Raw genomic sequence first — 24,667 nt, forward strand, 5'->3', positions numbered from 1 at the left:
CCAAAAGGCTTGATACGGAATAAATTTAAGGGTGTCAGCATAGGTTAGAAGGATAGGCCTGATGGACTATTCTCTGAAAAATTAAAAAAAGACATTGACATGAAATCGCTTCCATATTATACTGGGCATACTTTGGTAGTTAGCTTTACTAACTAAGTTTTTAAGTCAGCAAAAAAGAACGCGCTGTGCAGAAATGGTTGTGATGGCAAGTGAAAAAATCTACTCCTCAATTAGTTAAAATGATGAACAGAGAATTAATTATCAATGAATTAAGACGTAATCCAAAGCAGTCTCGGGCGGATTTATCTAAAAAGACAAAGCTCAGTAAGCCAACTATTTCAGAAATTGTCAGGGAACTGCTCGATGAAGAGTTAATTCTTGAAACAGGGGTGGGCGAGTCAAGTGGCGGTAAAAAGCCAATCTATCTTAAATACAATTCTCGCTTTAACTTTGTTGTTAGTGTTTTAATAGAAAATGATTCTATACATTTTGCATTAGGTGATATGAGTGGAGAAATTCTAACGCTATTTAAGCAGAAATTCATACCACATAGTGATGGAACGGTTATCATAGATTCAATTGAAGAAGGGGTTGAAAGACTTTTAGAGTTAGAGAAAGTCACGATGGATAAGGTGCTGGGCATGGTTGTTGGAGTTTCGGGTATTAAAATGGATTCCGATGACATGATTCGTTCATCACCGACGATTCGATGGGGAAATACGAATTTAAGAAAGGAATTATCTTCACGTCTGAAAGTTGATGTCATTATTGAAAATGACGTGAACTTGATGACAATTGGTGAATTTTATAAAGGACAAGGTCAAAACATCGCTAATTTCGTTTATTTGTTTATTGGTAATGGCATTGGCAGCGGGCTTTTCTTAAATGAAAAGTTTTATAAAGGGTCGCACTCTGCTTCAGGAGAAGTAGGCTTTATGATGATAGGAGATGAAAATAATATTAAGCAGGAGTTGGGTGTATTTGAAACAAATTATGGTTTATTTGGGGTCTCTGAAAGATTAAGAGAGTTAGAAGTTAATCTAGCAACGTGTGAGGCTGATTCTTTACTTCATATACTGCAATATCATCAAAATGATGCAAGGATAAAGGAAATTTTGGAAGAAACGATTGATCATTGGGCCAAAGCAGCGATTAATCTGATTAGTATTATTGATCCTCAGGCTGTCATTTTATCAGGAGAGCTTGTTAATATGAACCAAACTTCATTACATGCTTTTAAACAAAAAATTGAAAGATTTGTCCCGCAAATGCCTGAGATTAAAGTAACTGAATTAGGTTCTAAAGCCGGTATATATGGAGCGTTTCATCTTGGTTTAGCAGAATTTCATGTTGCTGGCTTTAAATATAAAAAATAACAATTCTATTTGGAGGGGTTAAGTTTGAAAAAGAAATTCGTATTAATATTAATGGCTGCCTTTATTTTAGTATTACTTGCGGCATGTGATGGCGATAATTCTTCAGATGGCACTGGGGAAAGCGATTCCGAAGAAGCTTCAGGAAATCTTGTCGTTTATACTGCACGTGATCAAACAGTAGTTGATAAGGTTGTAGAAATGTTTAATGAAGAATACCCGGATATTCAGGTAGATGTTCTGACAATGGGTGCACAGGAAATTATGGAACGTGTACGTGGTGAAAAGTCAAACCCAGGAGGAGACTTCTGGTGGGGAGGCACACAGTCTGCGTTTATGCAGGCAGCTGATGAGGATTTGTTAGAGCCTTTTACACCAAGCTTTGATGACGCAATTGAACCAGAACATAAGGATCCAGAGGGAAGATGGTATGGAGAAATGCTTCTGCCTGAGGTTATCATGATTAACAGTGATGTTTTAGATAAAGAATCTGGGCCTCAGGATTGGGATGATTTGCTAGACGAAGAATGGGAAGATGAGATTATTATTCGCGGCGTATTACCATCTGGAACGATGAGAACAATTTATGCTTCAATGATTTATCGTCAAGATCCGAATGATCCTGAAAAGGGTTATGAGTGGCTGGAAAAGCTTGATGCTAACACGAAGGAATATGCACAGGATCCTACTAATTTATACTTGAAACTTGCTCGTCAAGAAGGAACGCTTTCGCTATGGAACTTGCAGGATATCCTTATTCAGGCACATGCAAATAATCAACCATTCGATTATATTTACCCAGAGAGTGGTGCGCCGATTTTAGTTGATGCAGTAGGTATTATTAAAGACGCGAAGAATAAAGAGAATGCTGAACTGTTCTATGAATTCTTATTTGATCCTGAAACAGTTGTAGAGTTGTCAGAAGAAACATATCAAATCCCGTCACGGAATGATATTGATCCTGATGCAATGCCGGATTGGTACAATGAACTTGAACTAAAAGAACTTGATCTTGATTGGGAAGTCTTATCTGAAAATGAAATGGACTGGATGGATTATTGGGATAATAACATTAAAGATCAAAATTAATTTTAGCCTTAAATGTGTAGGGTGATGTACTCATATATCACCCTGCTTTTTATCTCAGTGTAGCTGGCAGTAAGATCCATCTCCTAAAAGTTGCGTTCCAACAGTCAGTAACGGACCGGTTGGTTCAACTAACATTAAGTGAGATGAAAAGAACCTCCCATTTAATGAAGTTTCGCTATAAAAGAAAGGTGAAGTTTATGAAAAGTGTCAGATTAGAACATATCACAAAGAAGTTTGGAAAAGCAAAGGGAGTAGAAGATGTTGATATTCATATCAAATCAGGAGAGTTTTTTACATTTTTGGGACCGAGTGGTTGTGGGAAAACAACAACATTAAGAATTATTGCTGGTTTCTACTTTCCAACAGAAGGTAAAGTCTATTTTGATAATGAGGATATTACAGGTTTAAAGCCGAATAAAAGAAATATAGGCATGGTGTTTCAAAACTATGCACTTTTTCCACATATGACTGTGTTTGAAAATATTGCCTTTGGTTTGCAAGTAAGAAAGCTATCAAGCAGTGAGATTAAAAGTAAAGTAGAAAAGGCACAAAAGTTTGTCCATCTAGAAGGATATGGCAACCGGAAAATAACAGAGCTATCAGGTGGGCAGCAGCAGCGTGTAGCTCTTGCAAGAGCATTAGTAATAGAACCAGATATTCTATTGCTTGATGAGCCATTATCCAACCTTGATGCTAAGTTACGGGAAGAAACACGGATTGAAATTAAACGTTTACAGGTTGAACTGGGAATTACAACGATTTATGTTACACATGATCAGCATGAGGCAATGTCGATGTCCGATCGGATAATGGTGATGGATAAAGGAGAAATCCAGCAAATTGGTACACCACAGGAGATTTATAATAAACCGGTTAATCATTTTGTTGCTTCATTTATAGGAGAATCTAATATTATAAAAGCCGATGTGAAAAACCTGACAGATACGCATGTCACGGTCGATATTGGTGGCGGTATCATACTAAAAGGATTAAGAGAGAATGGTTCTCCAATGCTTGACTATGCAAATGAAGATAGCGTGCTGCTCTCCATTCGTCCTGAAATGATTAACACTGGAGAGGGAGCAAATACATTAACCGGCATCATTCAATTGAGTGAGTTTACTGGGGTAAGTATTAATTATATTGTGAAAGTTGGAGATCACGAATTAAATGTAATGATTGTTAATGCAAGAACAAAAGTCTTGGAACGAGGTGATACGATTACATTGCATGTTCCTGAAAGCGGGATTTATTTTATGAGTGAAAAGAGGTAATAACATGACGACTAATAGTGAAACTCGTGCACCAAAACAAAGTATGTGGAAAAGAATAACACAATCGAAATACTTTGTTTATGTTTTAATATCACCTTTGGTTTTCGTTTTATTAGCCTACGTCATCTTTCCGATGTACAAAACGTTTTTACAAAGTGTGGTCGATCAGGAAGGTTCCTTGTCTTTAACAAATTACCTTAGATTTTTTACGTCAGAGGCTAACTTAGAATCCCTCTATAATAGTATATTTATTTCAATAGTTAGTGTTATCACTTGTGCAATCGTTGGTGTTGGGATGGCTTTTCTATTAAATAGATATGAATTTCCCGGAAGAAAAATATTATCTATCCTTGTTTTAGTTCCGATGGCATTACCGCCATTAATTGGTGCAATATCTTTTTCCTTTTTATATGGAAGCAGCGGGATTTTTCCGCGGCTCTTTCAATCGATCTTCCAGTTAGATAATGTTCCATTTGCGTTGGAGGGTATTTGGGGAATTATAATTGTGCATACCTTTACGATGTATACATATTTCTATTTGAGTGCATCGGCTGCAATCAGAGGTTTGGATTTATCACTTGAGGAAGCTGCAACTAGTCTAGGTTCCGGCCGATTGAGAATTTGGCGTAAAATTATTTTACCTATGTTAACCCCTGCGATGGTTGCATCATCATTATTAGTATTTATGATTTCTATGGCCTCGTATACAGCACCGCTTATGTTTGGAGTTGAGCGTGTGATGACAATGGCGATTACACTTTCAAGAACAAATGGAAATCTGGACATGGCAGCAACACAATCGACTATTTTGTCGCTTGTTTCCATTGCCTTTTTAATATTAATGACATGGTATCAAAATCGCAGAAATTATCAAAGTCAGAGTAAAGGTGTGGGTGTGCATCGAACGGAAGTAAGTTCACCAGTTGTAAAATACATCGCTGCTATTTTATCTACAATTGGGGTTTTTATTTTGATGCTTCCAATCTTGGTAATTGCCTTAATTTCGTTTGCGGTAGACGGTGAATGGACGACGCAAATTATTCCAACGTCATATACCTTTGAACATTATATTGAATTATTTACTGATTCAAGAACTTGGGGACCAATTAAGAATAGCATTCAAATGAGTATTGTCGCAGTGATCGGGAATATTATCTTCGGTGTAGCAGCTGCTTACGCGATGGTGCGCTTTGCATTTAAAGGTAAAGTATTTATGGACATATTAATTATGGTTCCTTGGGCTTTGCCAGGGACTGTTGTGGCGGTAAACTTGATATCTGCGTTCAGTGAAGGGAATGTATTTTCCTTTAATCAGGTATTAGTTGGTACATTTTGGATTTTACCACTGGCTTATTTTGTTCGACAGTTACCGCTCGTTTTCCGGAATACACAAGCCAGTTTAATACAGATGGATGATTCTATTGAGGAAGCAGCGCAAAGTCTTGGGGCTACATGGTGGCATTCGTTTAGAAGAGTTGTACTGCCAATTATTATGCCAGGAGTTTTAGCAGGAACGTTGTTAGCCTTTGTACAAGGGTTAACAGAATTCGTTGCTTCTATTTTACTCTATTCACCTTCAACGATGCCTTTGTCTGTAGGTATATGGAATAAAATGTACTCCTTCCAATTTGGAACAGCCTGCGCTTATGGAGTATTGCAAACAATTTTGATTATTGTTGTTCTGCTCATAAATGAAAGGCTGAAAGGTGGCACAAATCAATCTGGTGCTTCAATTGGCTAATAACCAAAAGAAAGGATGTAAAAAAAGTGGTATCATTACATAGGCAAAAAATCTTAGAAAAAGAGGGTAACCAGTTTCCAGCGAAAACATATAAAGATTTGGTTCTTGAACCAGCGTATAATCAGGCGAAATTCAACGCCATTCGCCCAATGCTTCAAATTCATTTTGCACATTTGATTATGTTAGTTGAAGAGGGGATAGTTAAGAAGGAAGAAGCAGTAAAAATAGTCAAATCGCTTAATAAAATTGATATAAAAGAAGTCGGGGAACGATTTTATAACGGCTCTTATGAGGATTTATTTTTCGAGGTAGAGGATTTTCTTATTCAAGATGCTGGAGAACTTGCTGGGAATCTCCATATCGCTCGCAGCAGAAATGATATGGGAATCGCAATCTACCGTATGAATATTCGTGAGCGATTATTATATCTGATTGAAGCGGCTTTACATTTGCGGCAAAGTCTAATTGAGTTGACTGAAGAGCATATCGATACAGTGATGATTGGCTATACACATACACAACAGGCTCAACCTACAACACTCGGTCATTATTTTAATGCAATGACTGACATGCTTACAAGAGATATTGAACGGCTGCAGGCTGCTTTTGTAACGGTGAATAAGAGTAGTATGGGAGCAGCAGCGCTCACAACTTCAGGCTTTTCAATTAATCGTGGGACAGTTCAAGAGTTGCTCGGCTTTGAAGGGATAATAGATAATGCTTGGGACGCTGTTTCTGGTGCAGATTATATTGGGGAAACAGCAACTGCTGTCCAATTGGCTGCAATTGATTTAGGCCGTTCCACTCAAGATTTGTTATTATGGGGAACACAGGAATTTGGTGCGTTTAAGCTGTTTAGTCCGTATGTGCAAATCAGTTCCATTATGCCGCAAAAACAGAATCCTGTGTCTATTGAACATACACGTGCAATGTTATCGAGTGTGAAGGGGGATGTGGAAACGGTTTTATCCATGATGCATAATACTCCATTTGGAGATATTGTAGACACGGAAGACGACATGCAGCCATATATGTGGAACGCGCTTGAGAAGCTAACAAATATTTATTATTTATTGTCAGGTGTGTTAATGACAATGAAGGTAAATAAGAAAAAATTGCTGAAGCGGGCGAAGGAAAGCTTTGCCAATGTGACAGAGCTTGCTGATACACTCGTTCGATCAAATAATTTATCTTTTAGAAAAGCACATGAAATTGTCAGTGCCTCTGTACAGGACTTAGTTGAAAATGACAAGGAGTCCTTGAGATATTTTACATTGGATCATCTAAACAAGCATGCACAGCAGATTATTGGACATAAGTTGAATATGAGATCAGAAGAATTGGCTGATGCATTAGATCCGGAACATTTTATTAAAATCCGTTCACTAGAAGGCGGGCCAAGTAAAGAAAGAATGCAGAAGACCGTTGAAGTAAGGTATGAGCAGCAACGCACAATAAGTGCCTGGCTGGCCGGCAAAAGAAAAGTATTGGAAGCGGCTAGTAAAAAAATTGACAGTAAACTTAAAAGTTTGATGCCAGATGACGAGTAAAGAATATTTTTTCCATGCAGGTGATGACTTGAGCAAAACTTTTAAAAAATCCATACGGGAAAATCAACCAGCTGAACAAAAAGAATTGCCCATATTAGCCATTGATGGTGGAGGAACGAAGACAATTGCCGTGATTACAGATAAAGCAGGAAATGTATTAAGTACGGGGAAGTCTGGCACAGCGAACTACCATGTTGCAGGTAAAAAGGGTGCAATAAATACGCTTAAAGAAGTGATCGTAAAAGCAGTGAATAACCTAAAGAAATATCACTATCCAGATCGCTTTGTTGAAATAAGCTTTCATAAATGTGTGTTTGCTCTTGCCGGAATTGATACAAAAAAAGATCAAGTAAATGTAGATGAAATTGTTTCACAGGCGCTTGCACAGAGCGGTATCAAAATAGATAAAGTGATTATAGAAAATGATGCACTATCCGTTTTGCTTGGGGCAACTAATAATCAGCCTGGAGCCATTCTTATTGCGGGTACGGGCTCTATTGTTTTTGCACATGATGGAAAAGAAAATTATGTACGAACAGGAGGTTTTGGACACAGACTCGGAGATGAAGGCAGTGGCTATTGGATAGGGAAACAAGCCATTTCTGCGATTTTAAAAATGCATGATGGTCGAGGACCGAAAACGCTGCTACAGGAGCTAGTGTTGGAGCATTTTAATTTTACAGATCATGAAGCACTCTATAACTGGGTATACAGCCCCGATTTTTCCATTCATCAAGTTGGCGCTCTGGCAAAAATAGTTGAGAAAGCAAATTACGAGGGAGACGGAGCGAGCAGAACTATTTTAGAACAATCAGCTGACGAGCTGTATCAGCTTGTCAGCACTGCTGTGAATCGTGTCGGGATTGTGGATGTTCCATTTAAATTGCTTCTTCTCGGTGGTGTTCTGCAAAATAGTCATTTTGTGAAGGGGCAATTATTAGATAGGGTGAAGCAAGCAATGCCAGGCGCTGAGTTGTTGTATACGCATAAAAAGCCAATTGAGCTTATTATCCAAAGAGGGCTGAATGGGTGAATGGAATTGAGTCAGACTGGTAAAAGGATCGGAAAATGGTATTAAATGTCTTCCCGCATAGGTTGGGAAGCTAAAATTAGATGAATAACTCCTCAATGACCAGTGCATGAGGGGTTATTTTTGTAGATTACAAATATAAAAAATGCAAACAGTGGGTGAGTAAAATCTTCCGTTTTACTTTTTACTCGGGCAAATTGGAGTTCTTCGACGGGAAGAAATTTAACACGCATTCTCAGTTGCTGCTTGGAATATCTGGCCGGGCTACAAAATGGCTGTTGATTGGTTATGTCCCATTACTTTGGTTTTGGCTCTTTATAGACATTTTTCTCATTCCTGGGATTTACGGAAATCCACTAGTTATATCCATGCAAAATCCTTAAGCGGGAGGGGGTTCTCTATATCCATTCTCCCTGTAGAATCAACTTCAATTCTTTCTGCTTCCAGAGACAAAAGCTGTTCATAGTATTGTTCATATTCTTTTGGAGCAATATAACCATTGGTGTTAATAACTCGATGCCATGGTAAGTTATATATTTTGCTTATCTTATGAAGAATACGAGCAACTTGCCGTGCTGCTCGCGGATCCGGCAATTTCGGCTATTTGCCCATATGTCATTACTTTCCTATTTGGAATTTCTATTATTATTTGGATTACCTTTTCTGTAAATCGTAACATGCGAATCTCCCCGTACATTTTATTTATGAAAAAGTATACCATTAAATCCCTCTCGTCAAAATATCATGCTTCCGGAATACTCTCGGGCAAGATCATTTATCGCAAATGCCGTATCGCAACGGTTGTTTTCGCCCTTGATTGTTGTCAGGCTTTGACATATAGTGTTATGATTATAGTGTTAAGGTATTGATTAGATTGAGGAGCGTATAATATATGGCAGGATTTTTGACAAAGATATTTGGCGATGGTAATAAGCGCCAAGTTAAACGAATTGAAAAAAGTACAGACGAAGTAGAAGCTTTAGAACCAGAAATGGAGAAGCTTTCAGATAATGAATTGAAAAATAAAACAGAAGAATTCAAAGAAAGAATTGAAAAAGGCGAGACGTTGGACGACCTACTCGTAGAAGCTTATGCCGTAGTGCGTGAAGCATCAAGACGAGTGTTGAACATGCGCCCATTCAGGTCCCAGATTATGGGAGCAATTGCCCTTCATGGCGGAAACATTGCCGAGATGAAGACAGGGGAAGGTAAGACTTTAGCTTCCACTATGCCGGCATATTTAAATGCTCTAGCAGGAAATGGTGTCCATATTATTACCGTTAACGAATATCTGGCAGAGCGTGACGCAAATGAAATGGGTGAACTATATAGTTTTCTCGGTCTAACCGTTGGATTAAACTTAAACAGCTACACGAAAGAACAGAAGCGTGAAGCTTACCAATGTGATATTACGTATGGAACAAACAATGAGTTCGGTTTCGACTACTTACGGGACAATATGGTCCTTTATAAGGAACAGATGGTACAACGGCCACTTAACTTTGCTATCATTGACGAGGTCGACTCGATCTTGATTGATGAAGCGAGAACACCGTTAATCATCTCAGGAGCAGCTAAGAAGTCTGCATCGCTTTATACTCAGGCGAACAGTTTTGTAACAACATTAAATAGAGAAACAGACTACACCTATGATGAGAAAACGAAAGGTGTCCAACTTACAGAAGAAGGTATTAACAAAGCGGAACGATTTTTCAATATCGAAAACTTGTTTGACTTGGATAATGTTTCCTTAACCCATCATATTAACCAAGCATTAAAAGCCCATGTGGCTATGCATCGCGATGATGATTATATGGTAGAGGAAGGACAAGTCGTTATCATTGACCAGTTCACTGGACGTAAAATGAAAGGTCGTCGCTATAGTGATGGCCTGCATCAAGCGATTGAGGCTAAAGAGGGACTACAAATTCAAAATGAAAGTATGACCTTAGCATCCATCACCTTCCAAAACTACTTCCGGATGTACAACAAGTTATCCGGGATGACAGGTACTGCGAAGACGGAAGAGGAAGAATTCCGTAATATTTATAATATGGATGTCATCGTTATTCCGACGAATAAGCCTATTATCCGGGAAGACCGTCCCGATTTGATTTATAAATCTATGGAAGCGAAGTTCCGCGCAGTCGTTGCAGAGATTAAAGAACGACATCAAGCTGGTCAGCCTGTGCTTGTCGGTACGGTAGCTGTTGAAACTTCCGAATTGATTTCAAAAATGCTTAAAAAAGCTGGCGTTCGACATGAAGTGCTTAACGCAAAGAACCACTACCGTGAGGCGGAAATTATTGAAAACGCCGGAGAAAAAGGTTCTGTAACGATTGCAACGAACATGGCAGGCCGTGGAACAGATATCAAGCTTGGAGAGGGTGTTCCTGAACTTGGCGGTCTTGCGGTAATTGGAACAGAACGTCATGAATCGAGACGGATTGATAACCAGCTACGAGGACGTTCTGGCCGTCAAGGAGATCCTGGTGTAACACAATTCTATCTCTCCATGGAAGATGAATTGATGCGCCGCTTCGGTTCAGATAACCTCCGGGCTATGATGGACCGATTCGGAATGGATGAGGATCAACCGATCGAAAGTAAAATGGTGAGCCGTGCAGTAGAATCTGCACAGAAACGAGTTGAAGGAAATAACTTTGATGCGCGGAAGACAATTCTCTCCTATGATGACGTTCTACGTGAGCAACGGGAAATTATCTATAAACAGCGCTTTGAAGTGATCGATGCTGAAGACGGCTTAACTGAAATTATCATGAATATGATACGTTCTTCGGTAGATCGGGTAATTGATTCCCATACACAGGATGATGATGAGGATCAATGGAACATCAATGCGATTATAGAGCATATTCACGCGAATTTATTAAGTCCCGAAGTGATTAAGAAAGAAGATTTAATGGGTAAAGAACCGGAAGAAATGAAAGAACTCATCATGGAGAAAGTACAACAATCCTATGATGAGAAGCGGGAAGAGTTAGAACCGGATCAGTTCCACGAGTTCGAGAAGGTTATTGTACTTCGCGCGGTCGATTCGAAATGGATGGATCATATCGACCAAATGGATCAGCTCCGTCAAGGAATTCACCTGCGTGCATACGGACAGACAGAACCGCTCCGTGAATACCAGATGGAAGGATTCCAGATGTTTGAGCAAATGGTTCATTCCATTGAAGATGAAGTTGCAAGATTCATCATGAAAGCACAAATTCGTGAGAACCTACAACGGGAAGAAGTCGTGAAAAATACGACAGCTGCCCACGGGGGGCAAGACGGCAAGAAAAAGGTACGTAAACCTGTTATAAAAGAAAACCGAGTCGGCCGAAATGACCCATGCCCATGTGGCAGCGGCAAGAAGTATAAAAATTGTCACGGTAAAAACTAAAGAACTTTAACGAGGTAGGAGACATGGCGATTCCGACCTCGTTCTTTTCCTTTTAAACTAAACTTTTTATGAGGTGATGTGTCATGGATTTAGCGGAAATCAGAAATGAATTGGATAAAATAACTTCACGAGTTGAAGCTTTCAGGGGGTCTCTTTGACTTAGATGACAAGCGTGCTCGTATAAGTGAATTAGAACAACAAATGGCAGACCCGGCATTCTGGGACGACCAAAAGGCCGCACAAAAAGTCATTGACGAAACGAATAGCTTGAAATACCAAGTTGAATCATTTGAAAAAATGGAAGCAACACTGGAAGATCTTGAAATTTCCTACGAACTGGTTAAAGAAGAAGCAGATGAGGAATTATTCCAAGATTTAAATGAACAATTGGAAACATATATGGAAAAGATAAACGAATTTGAACTGGAAATGCTGCTTAGTGAACCTTATGATGCGAAGAATGCGATTCTAGAATTGCATCCGGGGGCAGGGGGAACCGAATCCCAAGACTGGGCAAGCATGTTATTAAGACTATACCAGCGCTGGGCGGAAAAAAATGGTTTTACGGTTGAAACACTTGATTACTTACCGGGTGATGAAGCAGGAGTGAAAAGCGTAACCTTGCTCATCAAAGGGCATAATGCCTATGGTTATTTAAAAACAGAAAAAGGCGTTCATCGTCTCGTGCGTATCTCACCTTTCGACTCGTCAGGTCGACGTCATACATCCTTTGTTTCCTGTGATGTCACACCGGAAATGGATGATGATGTTGAGATTGAAGTGCGAGATGAAGACATCAAAGTTGATACGTACCGGGCAAGTGGTGCGGGTGGTCAGCACGTAAACAAAACTGACTCAGCCGTCCGTCTTACCCATTTACCGACAAATATTGTCGTCACTTGTCAAAACCAACGTTCCCAGATTAAAAACCGGGAATCTGCAATGAAAATGTTAAAATCCAAACTATACCAGCTTGAAGTGGAGAAACAGGAGCAGGAACTGAGAGCCCTTCGCGGGGAACAAAAGGAAATAGGTTGGGGCAGTCAAATCCGTTCATATGTTTTCCATCCATATTCGATGGTAAAAGACCACCGGACAAATGTAGAAATTGGAAATACACAGGCAGTAATGGACGGGGAAATCGATTTATTTATTGATGCTTATTTACGTTCCCAGATCCAGTAAACGGAAAAATAATAAAAAAAGCAGAAGAAAGTACCCGTGTTTTTGGTTAAATAAGGAAAATGTTGATTTTTGTTCACAGACTTCAGATGAAAAAGGGTTTTAAAAATTTAGCAATAGGATATAATACTATTGATAAACTTATTACACAATATGAATGGGGGATTTATGTATGAAGAAGTGGTTATTAGCAGTACTATTTGGAGCAGTATTAGTTCTTGGTGCTTGTGGTGGCGGAAATAACGCTGATAATGATAATGAAGAGCCGGCAGACAATGGCGACACAAGTACAGAAGAACCAGCCGAGAACGGCAATGCTGTAGACACTGCTGCTGGTGAGGAAATTTACCAGGCTAACTGTGCAATGTGTCATGGAGCAGATTTATCCGGCGGGGCAGGTCCTGATTTAACAGACGTAGGAAGCAGATACTCCAGCGATGAAATTAAAGACATTGTTGAAAATGGGACAGGTTCAATGCCAGCACAAGATGTGTCTGGAGATGACCTTGACGCATTAGTGAATTGGTTGGAAGAACAGTAGTAACAAACAAATGAAAAAGTTCGGCTCGCATCTCGTGAGTCGGGCTTTTATTTTTGTCTATATTATTATGCCTCTGTAATATCACCTCGTCTCATTGTCACGCCTTCCTTTCGACAAAATATCCTAACTTTACCAGGAACATTACATGAAATGGCATGCTTGAAACATAAATGTAATAATTTTATGTCTAAAAAATGCACTTATTGATGTTATAATAGCTAAGGAATCTATAAAGGTTAACTACTAACAAAAATAATTTGAAATAAATAAAAGGTGATACATAAATGATTTTGATGGAAGATGTGTATAAAACGTATCCGAATGGGGTCGCTGCCCTAAACGGAATTAATGTTGATATCAAACAAGGTGAATTTGTATATATTGTAGGCCATAGTGGAGCTGGAAAATCTACTTTTATTAAGCTTATTTATCGGGAAGAGAAACCGACTAAAGGAAATATCATTATAAATGAAATTGATTTAAGTAAATTGAAAGAAAGAAAAGTCCCTTACTTAAGAAGGGAAATAGGTGTTGTTTTCCAAGACTTTAAGCTTTTACCTAGATTAACAGTCTATGAAAATGTCGCCTATGCGCTTGAAGTTATTGAAGAAACACCAAAAGGAATCCGGACAAGAGTAATGGAAGTATTAGAAGAAGTTGGCTTGAAGAATAAAGCACGGTTTCTCCCCGCAGAGCTTTCCGGTGGGGAGCAGCAGCGTGTGTCGATTGCGCGTGCCATTGTAAATCGCCCGCGTATTGTTATAGCAGATGAACCGACAGGAAACCTGGATCCAGAAACATCCTGGGGAATTATGAAGACATTTGAAGAAATTAATGATAAAGGAACTACTTTAATTATGGCTACCCACAGTAAGGAAATTGTAAACACATTTAAAAAGCGAGTAATCGCGATTGAAGACGGTGTAATTGTAAGAGATGAACAACGAGGTGAATACGGCTATGAAGTTTAGAACATTTTTGCGCCACTTGAGAGAGGGAGCGAAGAACATTTTCCGGAATGGTTGGATGACCGTTGCTTCCATAGGGGCCGTAACGACAACGTTGATTCTCGTCGGTGTATTCCTCGCGATCGTCCTCAACCTTAATGAATTTGCGAAAAATATCGAATCAGATGTTGAAATTAAAGTGCTTGTTGATTTAACAACAGAAGATGATGACGTCATTGCCTTAGGAGACCAACTCAGACAGCTGGATGGTGTTGAAAATGTCTACTTTTCTTCTAATGACGAAGAACTAGAAAGTTTGACTACTAGCTTAGGAGAGGAAGGAAGGGCCTGGGAATTATTTGAACAAGATAACCCGTTAAACCATGCCTACGTCGTCAAAGCGGAAACCCCGCAGGAGACAGAAGGAATTGCTGAAGAAATAAAAGAACTTGACCATGTCTATGATGTAACATTTGGTCAGGATATTGTAGATAAATTGTTTGAGTTTAATAATTACGCACGAATCGTCGGGCTTGTGTTGGTTGCTGCATTAGTACTCACCGCAGTATTCCTCATTTCCAACACCATAAAAATCACCATCATTGCAAGAAGTACGGAAATTTCCATTCAAAAGCTTGTTGGTGCTACTAATGGATTTATTCGTTGGCCATTTTTTGTGGAAGGATTATTGCTCGGTCTACTAGGTTCTATTATTCCGATTGCAGTTGTATTATTCGGTTATCATTACATAGCCGAAAACCTCGCAAGTCAAATTAATATTAGTTTCGTAGAGATATTGGATTTTAATCCATTTGCTTGGTATTTATCACTTGGCATCCTGCTCATTGGTGCAACGATCGGTGTTTGGGGAAGTGTAATGAGTGTACGTAAATTCTTGAAAGTTTAAGAGATAGTGAGATGACCAGAAGCTATTATTATGAAGGGAGAAGTATGAATTGAAGAAATCGATCCTATCCAGCATGACAGCAGTAGCTTTACTATCAACTGCAGTTACAGCAGGAACTCCAGTTTCTGCAGAGTCAATCGATGACTTGAAAGAACAGATCAACGAACATGAACAAGAGAAATCTAAAATATCCGAGGAAAAAAATAGCCTGAATAAAGACAAACAGGATACCGAAACGAAAATCAATGAAAATTTAAGCGAACAAGAATCAGTTGAAAATGAGATTTTGGATATAGATGATGAACTTGCGACAACACAGAATAAAATTGACACGAAAGAGAACGAGATAAAGGCGACAAACGATGAAATCGATGACTTAACCGAGAGGATAGGAACTCTTACGAAAGAGATTGAGGTTTTGGAAGATAAGATTGAAAAGCGCGACGCATTATTAAAAGATCGCCTTCGCTCTATTCAACAGAACGGTGGTCAAATTAAGTTAATCCAAGTCATTTTTGGTTCTAAAAGCTTTGTAGATTTTATTAGCCGTACATCAGCAGTAAATACAATCATGGACCAGGATAAACAAATTATGGAAGAACAAGCTGCTGATAAACAGTTGCTTGCAGAACATAAACAAGAAGTGGAAGAGAAAAAAGATACTGTCGTAGCGAAAAAAGAAGAGTTAGAGCTTCAAAAGACAGAACTTCTTGCTTTAAAAGACCAACTGGACAATCAAAAGAAAGAAAGAAAAACGTTAATGGCGAAGCTTGAAAAAGAACAAGAAAACTTGGAAGAAATTAAGCTGACGATTGAAGAAGAACATGCGATACTTGCTGCCGAGGAGAAAGCTCAAGCTCAAGCAATTGCCCTTGCGGAACAAAAGGTCGGAGAATTGGAGCAGTTAGCAAAAGAAGAGGCGGAAAGAAAGCGTCAAGAAGCTGAGCGCCGCAAAGCAGAACAAGAAAGACAAGAGCGCGAATCACATAATAACAACACTAATAATGACAACAGCAATAAAGTCGCATCTGCACCGGAAACAAAAGTTGAATCCGGAAATACTGGAGGGGGATACTTTATTTACCCTGCAAATGGTCGCCTTACTTCAGGATTCGGTATGAGAAACCATCCAATCTTTAATGTTTCTCGTTTGCATGCAGGGGTTGACTTTGGTGTAGGTACTGGAACGCCATTGGTTGCTCCAGCGGACGGAGTAGTAAGTACAGCCGGTACGATGGGTGGCTTTGGAAATGTCATCATGATTTCCCACTACATAGATGGTAAAAGCTATACAACGGTCATGGCGCACTTGAGCAGAATAGATGTCTCATCTGGACAAGCTGTTACTCAAGGTCAAGTAATTGGAGCGACAGGTAATACAGGTAATTCCACTGGTCCTCACCTCCATTTCGAAGTTCACCCTGGCGGATACGGTAATCCAGTAGACCCAATGCCATTTTTAAGATAATATAAAGAAGAAAAAGGTATCGTGATCGTTACGATACCTTTTTCATACTGATTAAAGTAATAATCCTGACGTAACTTTCACACCTAACTAATCATCGCTTTCATTCAGCGTAAGTGTCTTTGCTCGTTCCTTTAGTTTAGAACTCTAACCGCCGTTCAGTTGCCCGGTGGACGGATGCTTTCCGCGGGCACAGCCGAAGCCTCCTCGGGCTAACGCCCTGCGGGGTCTCCGGACTCGTGCTATTCCCGCAGGAGTCACCGTCCACCGGGCAACTGAACTGTAGAGAGGATTATTATTAATGGAAAATATCCCACCATGATAGGTGTCCTCTTACTAAAATGAAAAATAGTGTACCAAGTTAGGCTTTCCCTCGGAGCAGTCCAGACACCTCGAGACTCCTGCGGGAGGATAGGCCTGGCGAGACCCCACAGGGCGTTAGCCCGAGGAGGCTTGCCGGCCGCCCGCGGAAAGCGAGAGGTGTCTGGACTGCGGACCTCCAGAAGGAAGTTGCACTTACGCTGAATGAAAGCAATTTACAGTTCATGTTAGAATATCCTGTATACGAAGATGAGAAAGTTGGGTCATTATATTTCGCGATGGTCTTGTAAAAGAATTTCATCAATGCGAAGTCTTGTGCATAGTCATGAAAGAGATATAATGGTATGCTTTTCTATAACGGACGGAAGAAATTTGAGGTGGAATGATGAAATTAAACAAATTACAAATAGTTCTTTTATTAGCCGCTGCGCTATTGCTCGGTTTTCTTGGTGCTTATGCAGGCATTTCAATAGCCGGCGATAAAGATAGTGGACAGCAAACTGCAAGCCGAGAAAATCTGGAAGAAAAACTAAACGGTGATAAATCAGAATCACTCACCGGTGATTTGCAAAAGGTAGAGCAAGCTTATGCCCTCATTCAAGAAAATTATGTTGAAGAAGTTGACGGTAATGAATTGGTTGAAGGTGCAATTGAGGGAATGCTTGCCACATTGGAAGATCCTCATTCATCCTATTTGAACCTTGAATCAATGGATGAATTTAATCAGCAGATAGAATCTTCATTTGAAGGAATCGGAGCAGAAGTTAGTATGGTGAATGGCGTTGTAACGATTGTTTCCCCAATCAAGGATTCACCTGCAGAGAAAGCCGGTTTACGACCGAATGACCAAGTTCTTACTGTTGATGGCGAAGATCTCGATGGACTGAATTTAAATGAAGCTGTCGCTAAAATTCGTGGAGAAAAAGGAACAGAAGTAACATTAGAGATTATTCGTGCAGCAGGTGATCCTTTTGAAGTGGTCATTGTCCGGGATACCATTCCGATAGAAACGGTCTATAGTGATACAGAAACAATAGATGGAAAAACAACAGGAATTATTGAAATTACAAATTTCTCCGAGAACACAGCAACTGAATTTATAGAACATCTAAGTGATTTGGAAGATAATGGTTTGGATGGTTTAGTTATCGATGTTCGTGGGAATCCAGGTGGATTATTAAATGTAGTTGAAGATATGTTAGCATTATTTGTACCTGAAGATCTTCCTTTCATTCAAATAGAAGATGCGGATGGAAATATCGAAGCAATTCATTCTGACTTGAAGGAAACAAAGGATTATCCAATTAGTGTGTTAATTGATGAGGGTAGTGCATCTGCCTCTGAAATTCTTGCGGTTGCATTACAAGAACTTGATTATGATATTGTCGGTCAGACAAGTTACGGAAAGGGTACAGTTCAGACAGCAGTTCCACTAGGTGATGGCAGTTCGATTAAATTAACGACATTCAAATGGTTATCTCCTAATGGAGAGTGGATTAATGAGGTAGGGGTAGAGCCGAATATACCCGTAGATCAGCCGGATTATTATTACGCTAATCCGATTTCGATTGAGGAGCCGTTTGGGTTGGATGACACGGATCCTGGCATCGCGAATATACAGCTCATGCTGGATGGAATCGGCTATGATCCTGGACGAATGGATGGCTACTTTAATGAACAGACGGAAGAAGCTGTAAAACAATTCCAGAAAGATAATGATCTCTCAGCAACAGGAGAAGTCGATGAAGAAACAGCTGGATTAATAGATACGAGAGTGATCGAGCGTATCCGTTCCGGTGAAGATGATGTTCAATTAGAAAAGGCATTGGAAGAACTATATAAGTAAGACAGGAGAGGCTGGGGGGACCCAGCCTTTTTTTGCAGAAAGATAAGTATAAATCCTTTCTTACTGTATAAGTGCAACTAAGGTTGTCACCGTAAGGCTTGGTGACAACCAAGTTTTCTAAGCTTTTGGGACAAATGCTCTGACCCCATGTCCCACTTTTCATGGTATACTATAAGGAGAATCCATACGTAAAGGGTGGTTTGCTTGGTTGAATTATGGTTTCAGGAATTTGGGGTAGGGATATTAAAGTTATTTCTTAATCCATTGTTGTATTGGATATTTATATTGATCTTTTTAGTTGGTTACAAGCGGATTAAGATGGAAAGGGAACAGTTCGGGGTGAAGGTCTTTGATTTATTCAGTGAATGGAGACGAACGTTGCTACCGGCGGTTTTAACTGGAATTCTTATATCGCTTATTTTCATAGGAGCGGGAGTTGTATTTTCCTATGGTTCGCTAATTATACTGAGCTTCATGATGATTCTATTATCTTTGAATTTACGATTTACATTATTATCGGCAAGTTATACGGTTGGGCTTACCTATATCGTCTTACTTTTTTTACCTTCACTGCTGGAGAAACAAGACATTATTCCCGTAGCTTATTTTGCGGAAAATAATTTTATTGGTCTCACATTTTTGCTTGGTGTCATGCTCGTTGTAGAGGCGATTTATGTTCGTCGCGTGAGGCGGGGAGAGACATTTCCACGCTTAGTTAAAAGTGAACGGGGTATTTGGATAGGAGAGCATCACTTAAGTAAAATGGCGATGATTCCATTGTTCTTCCTAGTACCAGGTGGGGCGTTAGAGAGTTTTGCTCCTTATTGGCCACTCATTCCGATTGGTGGAGAGAGTTATGGGATTATACTCTTTCCTTTTCTTCTCGGGTTTTCCCACCGGATTCGAGCGAATGTCGCTTCTGTTAGAGGAAAGCAGCTGGGGAAACAGATTTTGTGGCTTGGCATCGTAGTTATGATTATTTCTGTAGTCGGCTATTTCTTTAAGGGACTGTCTCCTGTTGCATTGGTAGTTGCTATTTTTGGAAGAGAGTTCATAACGTATCGACTACGTACCTGGGACAAAAAACATAATGCCTTATTCAAACCAGAACAGCAAGGTTTGCGCATTCTTGGGATTATCCCTGGTACACCTGCTGAGCGCTTGGATATTCAAGTAGGCGAGGTTATCACAAAAATAAATGATAAACGAATAAACAGTTCAGATGAATTCTATGCAGGGCTTCAAGCGGCCGGTGCTTATTTTAAATTGGAGATCCTTGATGATAATGGAGAAATGCGGTTTGTCCAGAGTGCATTCTATGAAAGTGACCATTACCAGTTAGGATTGCTCTTTATTGAAGCGCCACACCGTACGAAAGAAATTCTTGTTGAAGGTTCGTAAGTAAATTACTATGGGAGGCATTCGTGGTTGGACCATACGAATGCCTCTTATAATAGGAGAAAAGTGGGAGGAAACAAGATGAAATTTTTTCATACAGCAGATTGGCATTTAGGAAAGCTTGTCCAAGGTGTTTATATGACAGAAGATCAGAAATACATATTAAAACAATTCGTGCAGGCTGTTGAAGAAGAGAAACCGGATGTTGTGATTATTGCAGGTGATCTGTATGACCGAGCCGTTCCGCCGACGGAAGCGGTGCAGTTGCTTGATGACGTTCTGCACCACATCGTTCTCGATTTGGATGTGCCGGTTATTGCGATAGCAGGCAACCATGATAGCCCGAGTAGACTGGATTTCGGCAGCCGCTTGATGAAACAGAATGGATTCCATATGATTGGTAGATTACAAAAAGATTACAAACCAGTTGTATTGGAAGATGAATTTGGTGAAGTATATTTCCACCCAATTCCTTATGCGGATCCAAGCATGATCCGTAATTTATATGAAGACGATTCGATCCGTAATCATAATGATGCACAGGCAAAAATTATTGAGAAAATCAAAGCGTCCATCCCACCGAATACGCGGAATGTTGCAATTGCCCATGCTTTTGTTACACCGTTTGGGGAAGAAGCGGAGAATACGAGTGAATCGGAACGGCCATTATCTATCGGGGGATCTGAGTATGTGGATGCAACGATTTATAAAGATTTTAATTATACAGCACTCGGACACTTGCACCAAGCCCATTATGTCGCGAACGAAACGATTCGTTATGCCGGTTCCCCACTGAAATATTCTATATCCGAGGAACATCATAAGAAGGGGTTTTACGTCGTGACGCTGGACGGAGAAGGGAAAGTCGAGTTGGAAAAACGTTTGCTTATTCCAAGGCGGGATATGTATACGGTAGAAGGTTTTATAGAAGACATTTTAGCTGAATCCGTAAATGAAGATTATGTGTTTGTCCGATTGTTAGATGAAACTCCTGTGCTTTCTCCAATGGAAAAAATCCGCTCCGTTTATCCGAACGCGATGCATGTTGAACGAAAATATTACTCCGCCCTCCATTTATCCGATGATTCAGAGCAAATTCAGGAACGAAGAAAAATGACAGAACTAGAATTGTTCCGTGCCTTTTATGAGGAAGTAAAAGGGGAAGCACCGGGTGATGCGGCAGAGAATATTTTCAAAGAAGCACTTGAAGCGATTATGAATGAAGATAAATAATAGAAATAAAGGGGGAAAAGAAAGTGCGGCCATTAAAATTAACGATGACAGCATTTGGACCTTATAAAGATACGGAAACGGTGGACTTCGAAGAGCTTGAGGGCAATGATATATTCGTTATCTCCGGCAATACCGGGGCTGGTAAGACGACAATATTTGACGGGATCTGCTTTGCTCTCTATGGAACAGCAAGCGGACAAGATCGTGGGGAGTCAAAAATGCTCCGCAGTGATTTTGCCAAAGATGATGTCCATACTGCGGTTGAATTGGAGTTTGAGCTAAAAGGGAAACACTACAGGATCCGGAGACAGCTTGGTCATGTGAAGCGAGGAAACAAGTCGAAAACGGGTGATGATATTTTCTTTTTCGTACAGAAGGATGGAGAAGAAGTTCCTTGCGTTGATAGGCAAATCGTTTCGGAAGTGAATGAGCGGGTTGAGCAATTAATTGGGCTAACACAAGATCAGTTCAAGCAAATCGTCATGCTGCCTCAAGGGGAATTCCGTAAGCTCCTCACCTCAGATACGGAGAATAAAGAAGCGATTCTACGCAGACTCTTCAAAACAGAAAACTATCAATCAATTAATAAGGTATTAAAGGAGAAACGCGACCAAGCTAAAATAGATTATGAACGGCAACTGCAAATTAGAAATGATTATATTCAAGGTATTTCATCCTATCTTCCATTACGGACGGATACGTTTATGAGCGAATTGTTGGAAGCGGAGTATCCGAATAGTAATCAAGTTGCTGCAGCATTAGAAGAAGAGGCAAGCTTTTACGCGGAACAAGTCACTAGTGGAGAAGAGAAACACAAGCAAGCCTATGAACTGAGAAACAAACGGCAAAGCGAATACCATGAAGCCGAACATCTCAATGAACGCTTCCGTGAACTAGAGGAGAAGAAACAACAGCTAAAGGCGTTAAACGAGAGGGAAGTGGAATTTAAAGAGAAAGAAACACGTTTACAAGCTGCTGAAGAGGCAAATAGCCTGCTGTTTTTTGAGCAACAACGGGAACAAGCAGTGAAAGTTGAACAATCGACAAGTGTAAATCTCAAACAAGCAAAAGTTCAACTAGAGCAAGCGAAAAAAGAATTACAAGAAGCAGAAGCAACTTTCAAAGCGGAAGAAAATAGGAAAACGGAGAGAGATCAAGTTGCTAAAGAATTGAACGAGCTAGAGAAAATTCTACCTGTTGTTCAAGGAATTGAAGAAACGAAACAAAAAATTAATCAAATTAAAAGTCGTGGCCAAGAGATAAAACAAAAGATGGAAGAGACAGAGAAACAGCTTGTGTCAACTGAAAAAGCATATGAGGAATATCGCCGTGAAATTAGCAACCTAGATGATCGTATCGAGAAGTTAAGTGATAAACAAGCAGAGTATTTGCAGCTGAAGGATCAGGTGAGAATTTTTGAGCGCTATAGAAATATAACTGGGGAGATTAATAAATTAGAGAATAAAGCAACTGCCATTATCAACACATATAATGAAGCGAAGGAAAACTATCAGGAAAAAGAAACGTTATGGCTTAGTAATCAAGCGCTCGTGTTGGCAGGACATCTTCATGACGGCGAACCGTGTCCGGTATGTGGAAGTTTAGAACATCCACAAATTGCAGCTAGTGCTGAACAAACGGTGACAACAGAGGAACTTCAGCTTGCGAAAAGCAATTTTGAAGAGAAAGAAAAAGCGTATCATCAAATTCGCATTCAACTTGAGGCAAAGAAAACTCAACAGAATGAAATATTAGAGGAAGTAACGGAGCTAACAGCTGGGGAAGAGATCAATACCTTTTATGAACAGCTCGTTGCCACTGGTAAACAAGTACGAATTGAAGTGGAAGAATATAATGTAGTTAGAAAGAAAAGAAAAGAAAAAAAAGAGGAAGAAGAGAAATATGTCCGAATCAAACAGGAACTAGAGCCGCTCTATAATCAACTGAAAGACAAGCATTACACATTGCGTGAGCAGTATAAGACGGAGTCGGCACTCCTTGAAGATAGACTTCGAGATATCCCGGAATCATTAACGGATTTAAAAGTATTGAAAAACCAAATTAAAATGACCCAAGATAAAAAAGATCAACTTGAAAAAGCGTGGGATTCTGCCCAAAAGTTGCTCGAAACAAAGAAAGAGGCATATACAAAGAGCGAAACGCATACGTTGCATACAGAAAAGCAATTTAAAGAAATTACATTAAAAGTGGAAGAGGCAAGTAAAGCGTTCCGCGAGAAGTTAACAGAAGCGGGATTTGAATCAGAAGATGCGTATTTCAAAGCCAAGTTATCGAGCGAAGAACAACGGCTGTTGAAACAGGAATTGACGGAATTCAAGCAGCAACTGGCCATTCTTTCTAAGCAAACGAAAGAGCTGACGGCAAGCTTAAAAGGAAAAGAACCAAAGGATTTAGATGCATTGAAGCAAGAGCTGGATGAACTGGAGAAACAATACGAAGAGACGTTCAAACAGCTTAATGAAGCTCGTGACTATCAAAATCGTGCGCTCACGCGAAAGGAAGAGATTCTGGAAGCAGAAGAGGCATTAGTGAAGAAGGAACAGCTTGTTTCCGCTATTTCCGATGTACATGATATGCTGCGCGGACAAAACAACAAGAAAATTTCTTTTGAACGCTTTTTACAAATGGAATATTTGGAGCAAATCATTCATTCTGCCAACGATAGGTTACAGAAGCTCTCCAATAACCAGTATTATTTAACGAGAAGTGACAGACAAGAGACGCATGGTAAACAGAGCGGACTTGCGCTTGATGTATATGATAACCATACCGGGGTAACAAGAGATGTAAAAACATTGTCCGGTGGGGAGAAATTCAATGCAGCTTTATCCCTTGCTTTAGGGATGTCTGACGTGATTCAGAGTTTCCAGGGGAGTATTGCGATTGATACGATGTTTATCGACGAAGGATTCGGTTCGCTTGATGAAGATGCTCTCGCGAAAGCCGTCGACACCCTCGTTGATCTCATGGAGTCAGGTCGCATGATCGGTGTGATTTCCCATGTCAAAGAGCTTAAAGAAATCTTCCCAGCCATCTTGGAAGTCAAAAAAACCAAACAAGGCCACAGCGAAACAGCCTTTGTACTAAAATGATACACCACCATTCTTCCCAACTTTAGGAACTCCCGCTTTCATCCAGCGTACGTGTTTTGCTCTTTCAGTTTTTTTGCGTTCTGATTACCGTTCAGTTGCCCGGCGGACGGATGCTTTCCACGGGCACGGCACTGCCTCAGCCTCGACGCACAGGACGTTAATGTCAGACGTTGCCACATACGAGAGCGTTCTTAGTCTGCCTCGGAAGAAAACCGCTTCCTGCTCAGGTCTGGACACGTGCTTTTCCC

The 24,667-nt window shown here is 40.0% G+C and carries 16 protein-coding genes and 1 pseudogene; 16 read left to right on the top strand and 1 reads right to left on the bottom strand.

What is annotated here, in order from left to right:
• Positions 1-209: 209 nt before the first annotated feature.
• From IEX94_RS05145 to IEX94_RS05170, 6 genes are all read left to right on the top strand, one after another.
• Entirely contained in the window at positions 210-1,376 is a 1,167-nt protein-coding gene (locus IEX94_RS05145) for an ROK family transcriptional regulator (protein WP_229782576.1), read from the top strand.
• Between the two features lie 51 nt (positions 1,377-1,427).
• Entirely contained in the window at positions 1,428-2,462 is a 1,035-nt protein-coding gene (locus IEX94_RS05150; protein ID WP_188856343.1) for an extracellular solute-binding protein, read from the top strand.
• A gap of 197 nt (positions 2,463-2,659) precedes the next feature.
• Positions 2,660-3,736 (top strand): ABC transporter ATP-binding protein, encoded by a 1,077-nt coding sequence (locus tag IEX94_RS05155; protein WP_188856306.1) that lies wholly within the window; start codon positions 2,660-2,662, stop codon positions 3,734-3,736.
• 4 nt (positions 3,737-3,740) lie between these two features.
• Complete coding sequence (locus IEX94_RS05160) at positions 3,741-5,477, top strand: ABC transporter permease (protein ID WP_188856307.1); 1,737 nt, start codon at positions 3,741-3,743, stop codon at positions 5,475-5,477.
• A gap of 26 nt (positions 5,478-5,503) precedes the next feature.
• Positions 5,504-7,027 (top strand): argininosuccinate lyase, encoded by a 1,524-nt coding sequence (gene argH, locus IEX94_RS05165; RefSeq protein WP_188856308.1) that lies wholly within the window; start codon positions 5,504-5,506, stop codon positions 7,025-7,027.
• Complete coding sequence (locus IEX94_RS05170) at positions 7,017-8,060, top strand: BadF/BadG/BcrA/BcrD ATPase family protein (protein WP_188856309.1); 1,044 nt, start codon at positions 7,017-7,019, stop codon at positions 8,058-8,060. The genes argH and IEX94_RS05170 overlap by 11 nt, the downstream gene beginning before the upstream one ends.
• Positions 8,061-8,417: 357 nt before the next feature.
• Here IEX94_RS05170 and IEX94_RS05175 read toward each other — a convergent pair.
• Positions 8,418-8,736, bottom strand: a pseudogene (locus IEX94_RS05175) (MGMT family protein).
• 213 nt (positions 8,737-8,949) lie between these two features.
• Between IEX94_RS05175 and secA the strand changes: the two are divergent.
• The 10 genes from secA (at position 8,950) to IEX94_RS05225 (ending at position 24,419) form a co-directional block, all read left to right on the top strand.
• Positions 8,950-11,466, top strand: coding sequence for a preprotein translocase subunit SecA (gene secA, locus IEX94_RS05180; RefSeq protein WP_188856310.1), 2,517 nt, complete (start codon positions 8,950-8,952; stop codon positions 11,464-11,466).
• A gap of 83 nt (positions 11,467-11,549) precedes the next feature.
• Positions 11,550-12,651 (top strand): peptide chain release factor 2 gene (prfB, locus tag IEX94_RS05185; protein WP_229782577.1). Its coding sequence is split into 2 segments (ribosomal slippage): positions 11,550-11,621 and positions 11,623-12,651, totalling 1,101 coding nucleotides; the frame shifts between segments, so codons are not numbered across the junction.
• 169 nt (positions 12,652-12,820) lie between these two features.
• Positions 12,821-13,189 (top strand): cytochrome c551, encoded by a 369-nt coding sequence (cccB, locus tag IEX94_RS05190; protein WP_188856312.1) that lies wholly within the window; start codon positions 12,821-12,823, stop codon positions 13,187-13,189.
• A gap of 284 nt (positions 13,190-13,473) precedes the next feature.
• Entirely contained in the window at positions 13,474-14,160 is a 687-nt protein-coding gene (ftsE, locus tag IEX94_RS05195; RefSeq protein WP_188856313.1) for a cell division ATP-binding protein FtsE, read from the top strand.
• Positions 14,150-15,043: a permease-like cell division protein FtsX gene (gene ftsX / locus IEX94_RS05200; RefSeq protein WP_188856314.1), complete on the top strand. Its 894-nt coding sequence runs from the start codon at positions 14,150-14,152 to the stop codon at positions 15,041-15,043. The genes ftsE and ftsX overlap by 11 nt, the downstream gene beginning before the upstream one ends.
• 49 nt (positions 15,044-15,092) lie before the next feature.
• The gene (locus IEX94_RS05205; RefSeq protein ID WP_229782578.1) at positions 15,093-16,511 is read left to right on the top strand and encodes a murein hydrolase activator EnvC family protein; all 1,419 of its coding nucleotides are present in this window, start codon (positions 15,093-15,095) and stop codon (positions 16,509-16,511) included.
• A 703-nt stretch (positions 16,512-17,214) separates the two neighbouring features.
• Complete coding sequence (locus IEX94_RS05210; RefSeq protein ID WP_188856345.1) at positions 17,215-18,675, top strand: S41 family peptidase; 1,461 nt, start codon at positions 17,215-17,217, stop codon at positions 18,673-18,675.
• Between the two features lie 204 nt (positions 18,676-18,879).
• Entirely contained in the window at positions 18,880-20,076 is a 1,197-nt protein-coding gene (locus IEX94_RS05215; protein ID WP_188856315.1) for a PDZ domain-containing protein, read from the top strand.
• 78 nt (positions 20,077-20,154) lie between these two features.
• Complete coding sequence (locus IEX94_RS05220) at positions 20,155-21,306, top strand: exonuclease SbcCD subunit D (protein WP_188856316.1); 1,152 nt, start codon at positions 20,155-20,157, stop codon at positions 21,304-21,306.
• Between the two features lie 23 nt (positions 21,307-21,329).
• Positions 21,330-24,419 carry an AAA family ATPase gene (locus IEX94_RS05225; protein WP_188856317.1) on the top strand — a complete coding sequence of 1,030 codons (3,090 nt, stop codon included), beginning with the start codon at positions 21,330-21,332 and terminating at the stop codon, positions 24,417-24,419.
• Positions 24,420-24,667: the final 248 nt, after the last annotated feature.

Origin of the sequence: Oceanobacillus indicireducens (genome assembly GCF_014647195.1) — a bacterium.
Taxonomy (GTDB): domain Bacteria; phylum Bacillota; class Bacilli; order Bacillales; family Amphibacillaceae; genus Oceanobacillus; species Oceanobacillus indicireducens.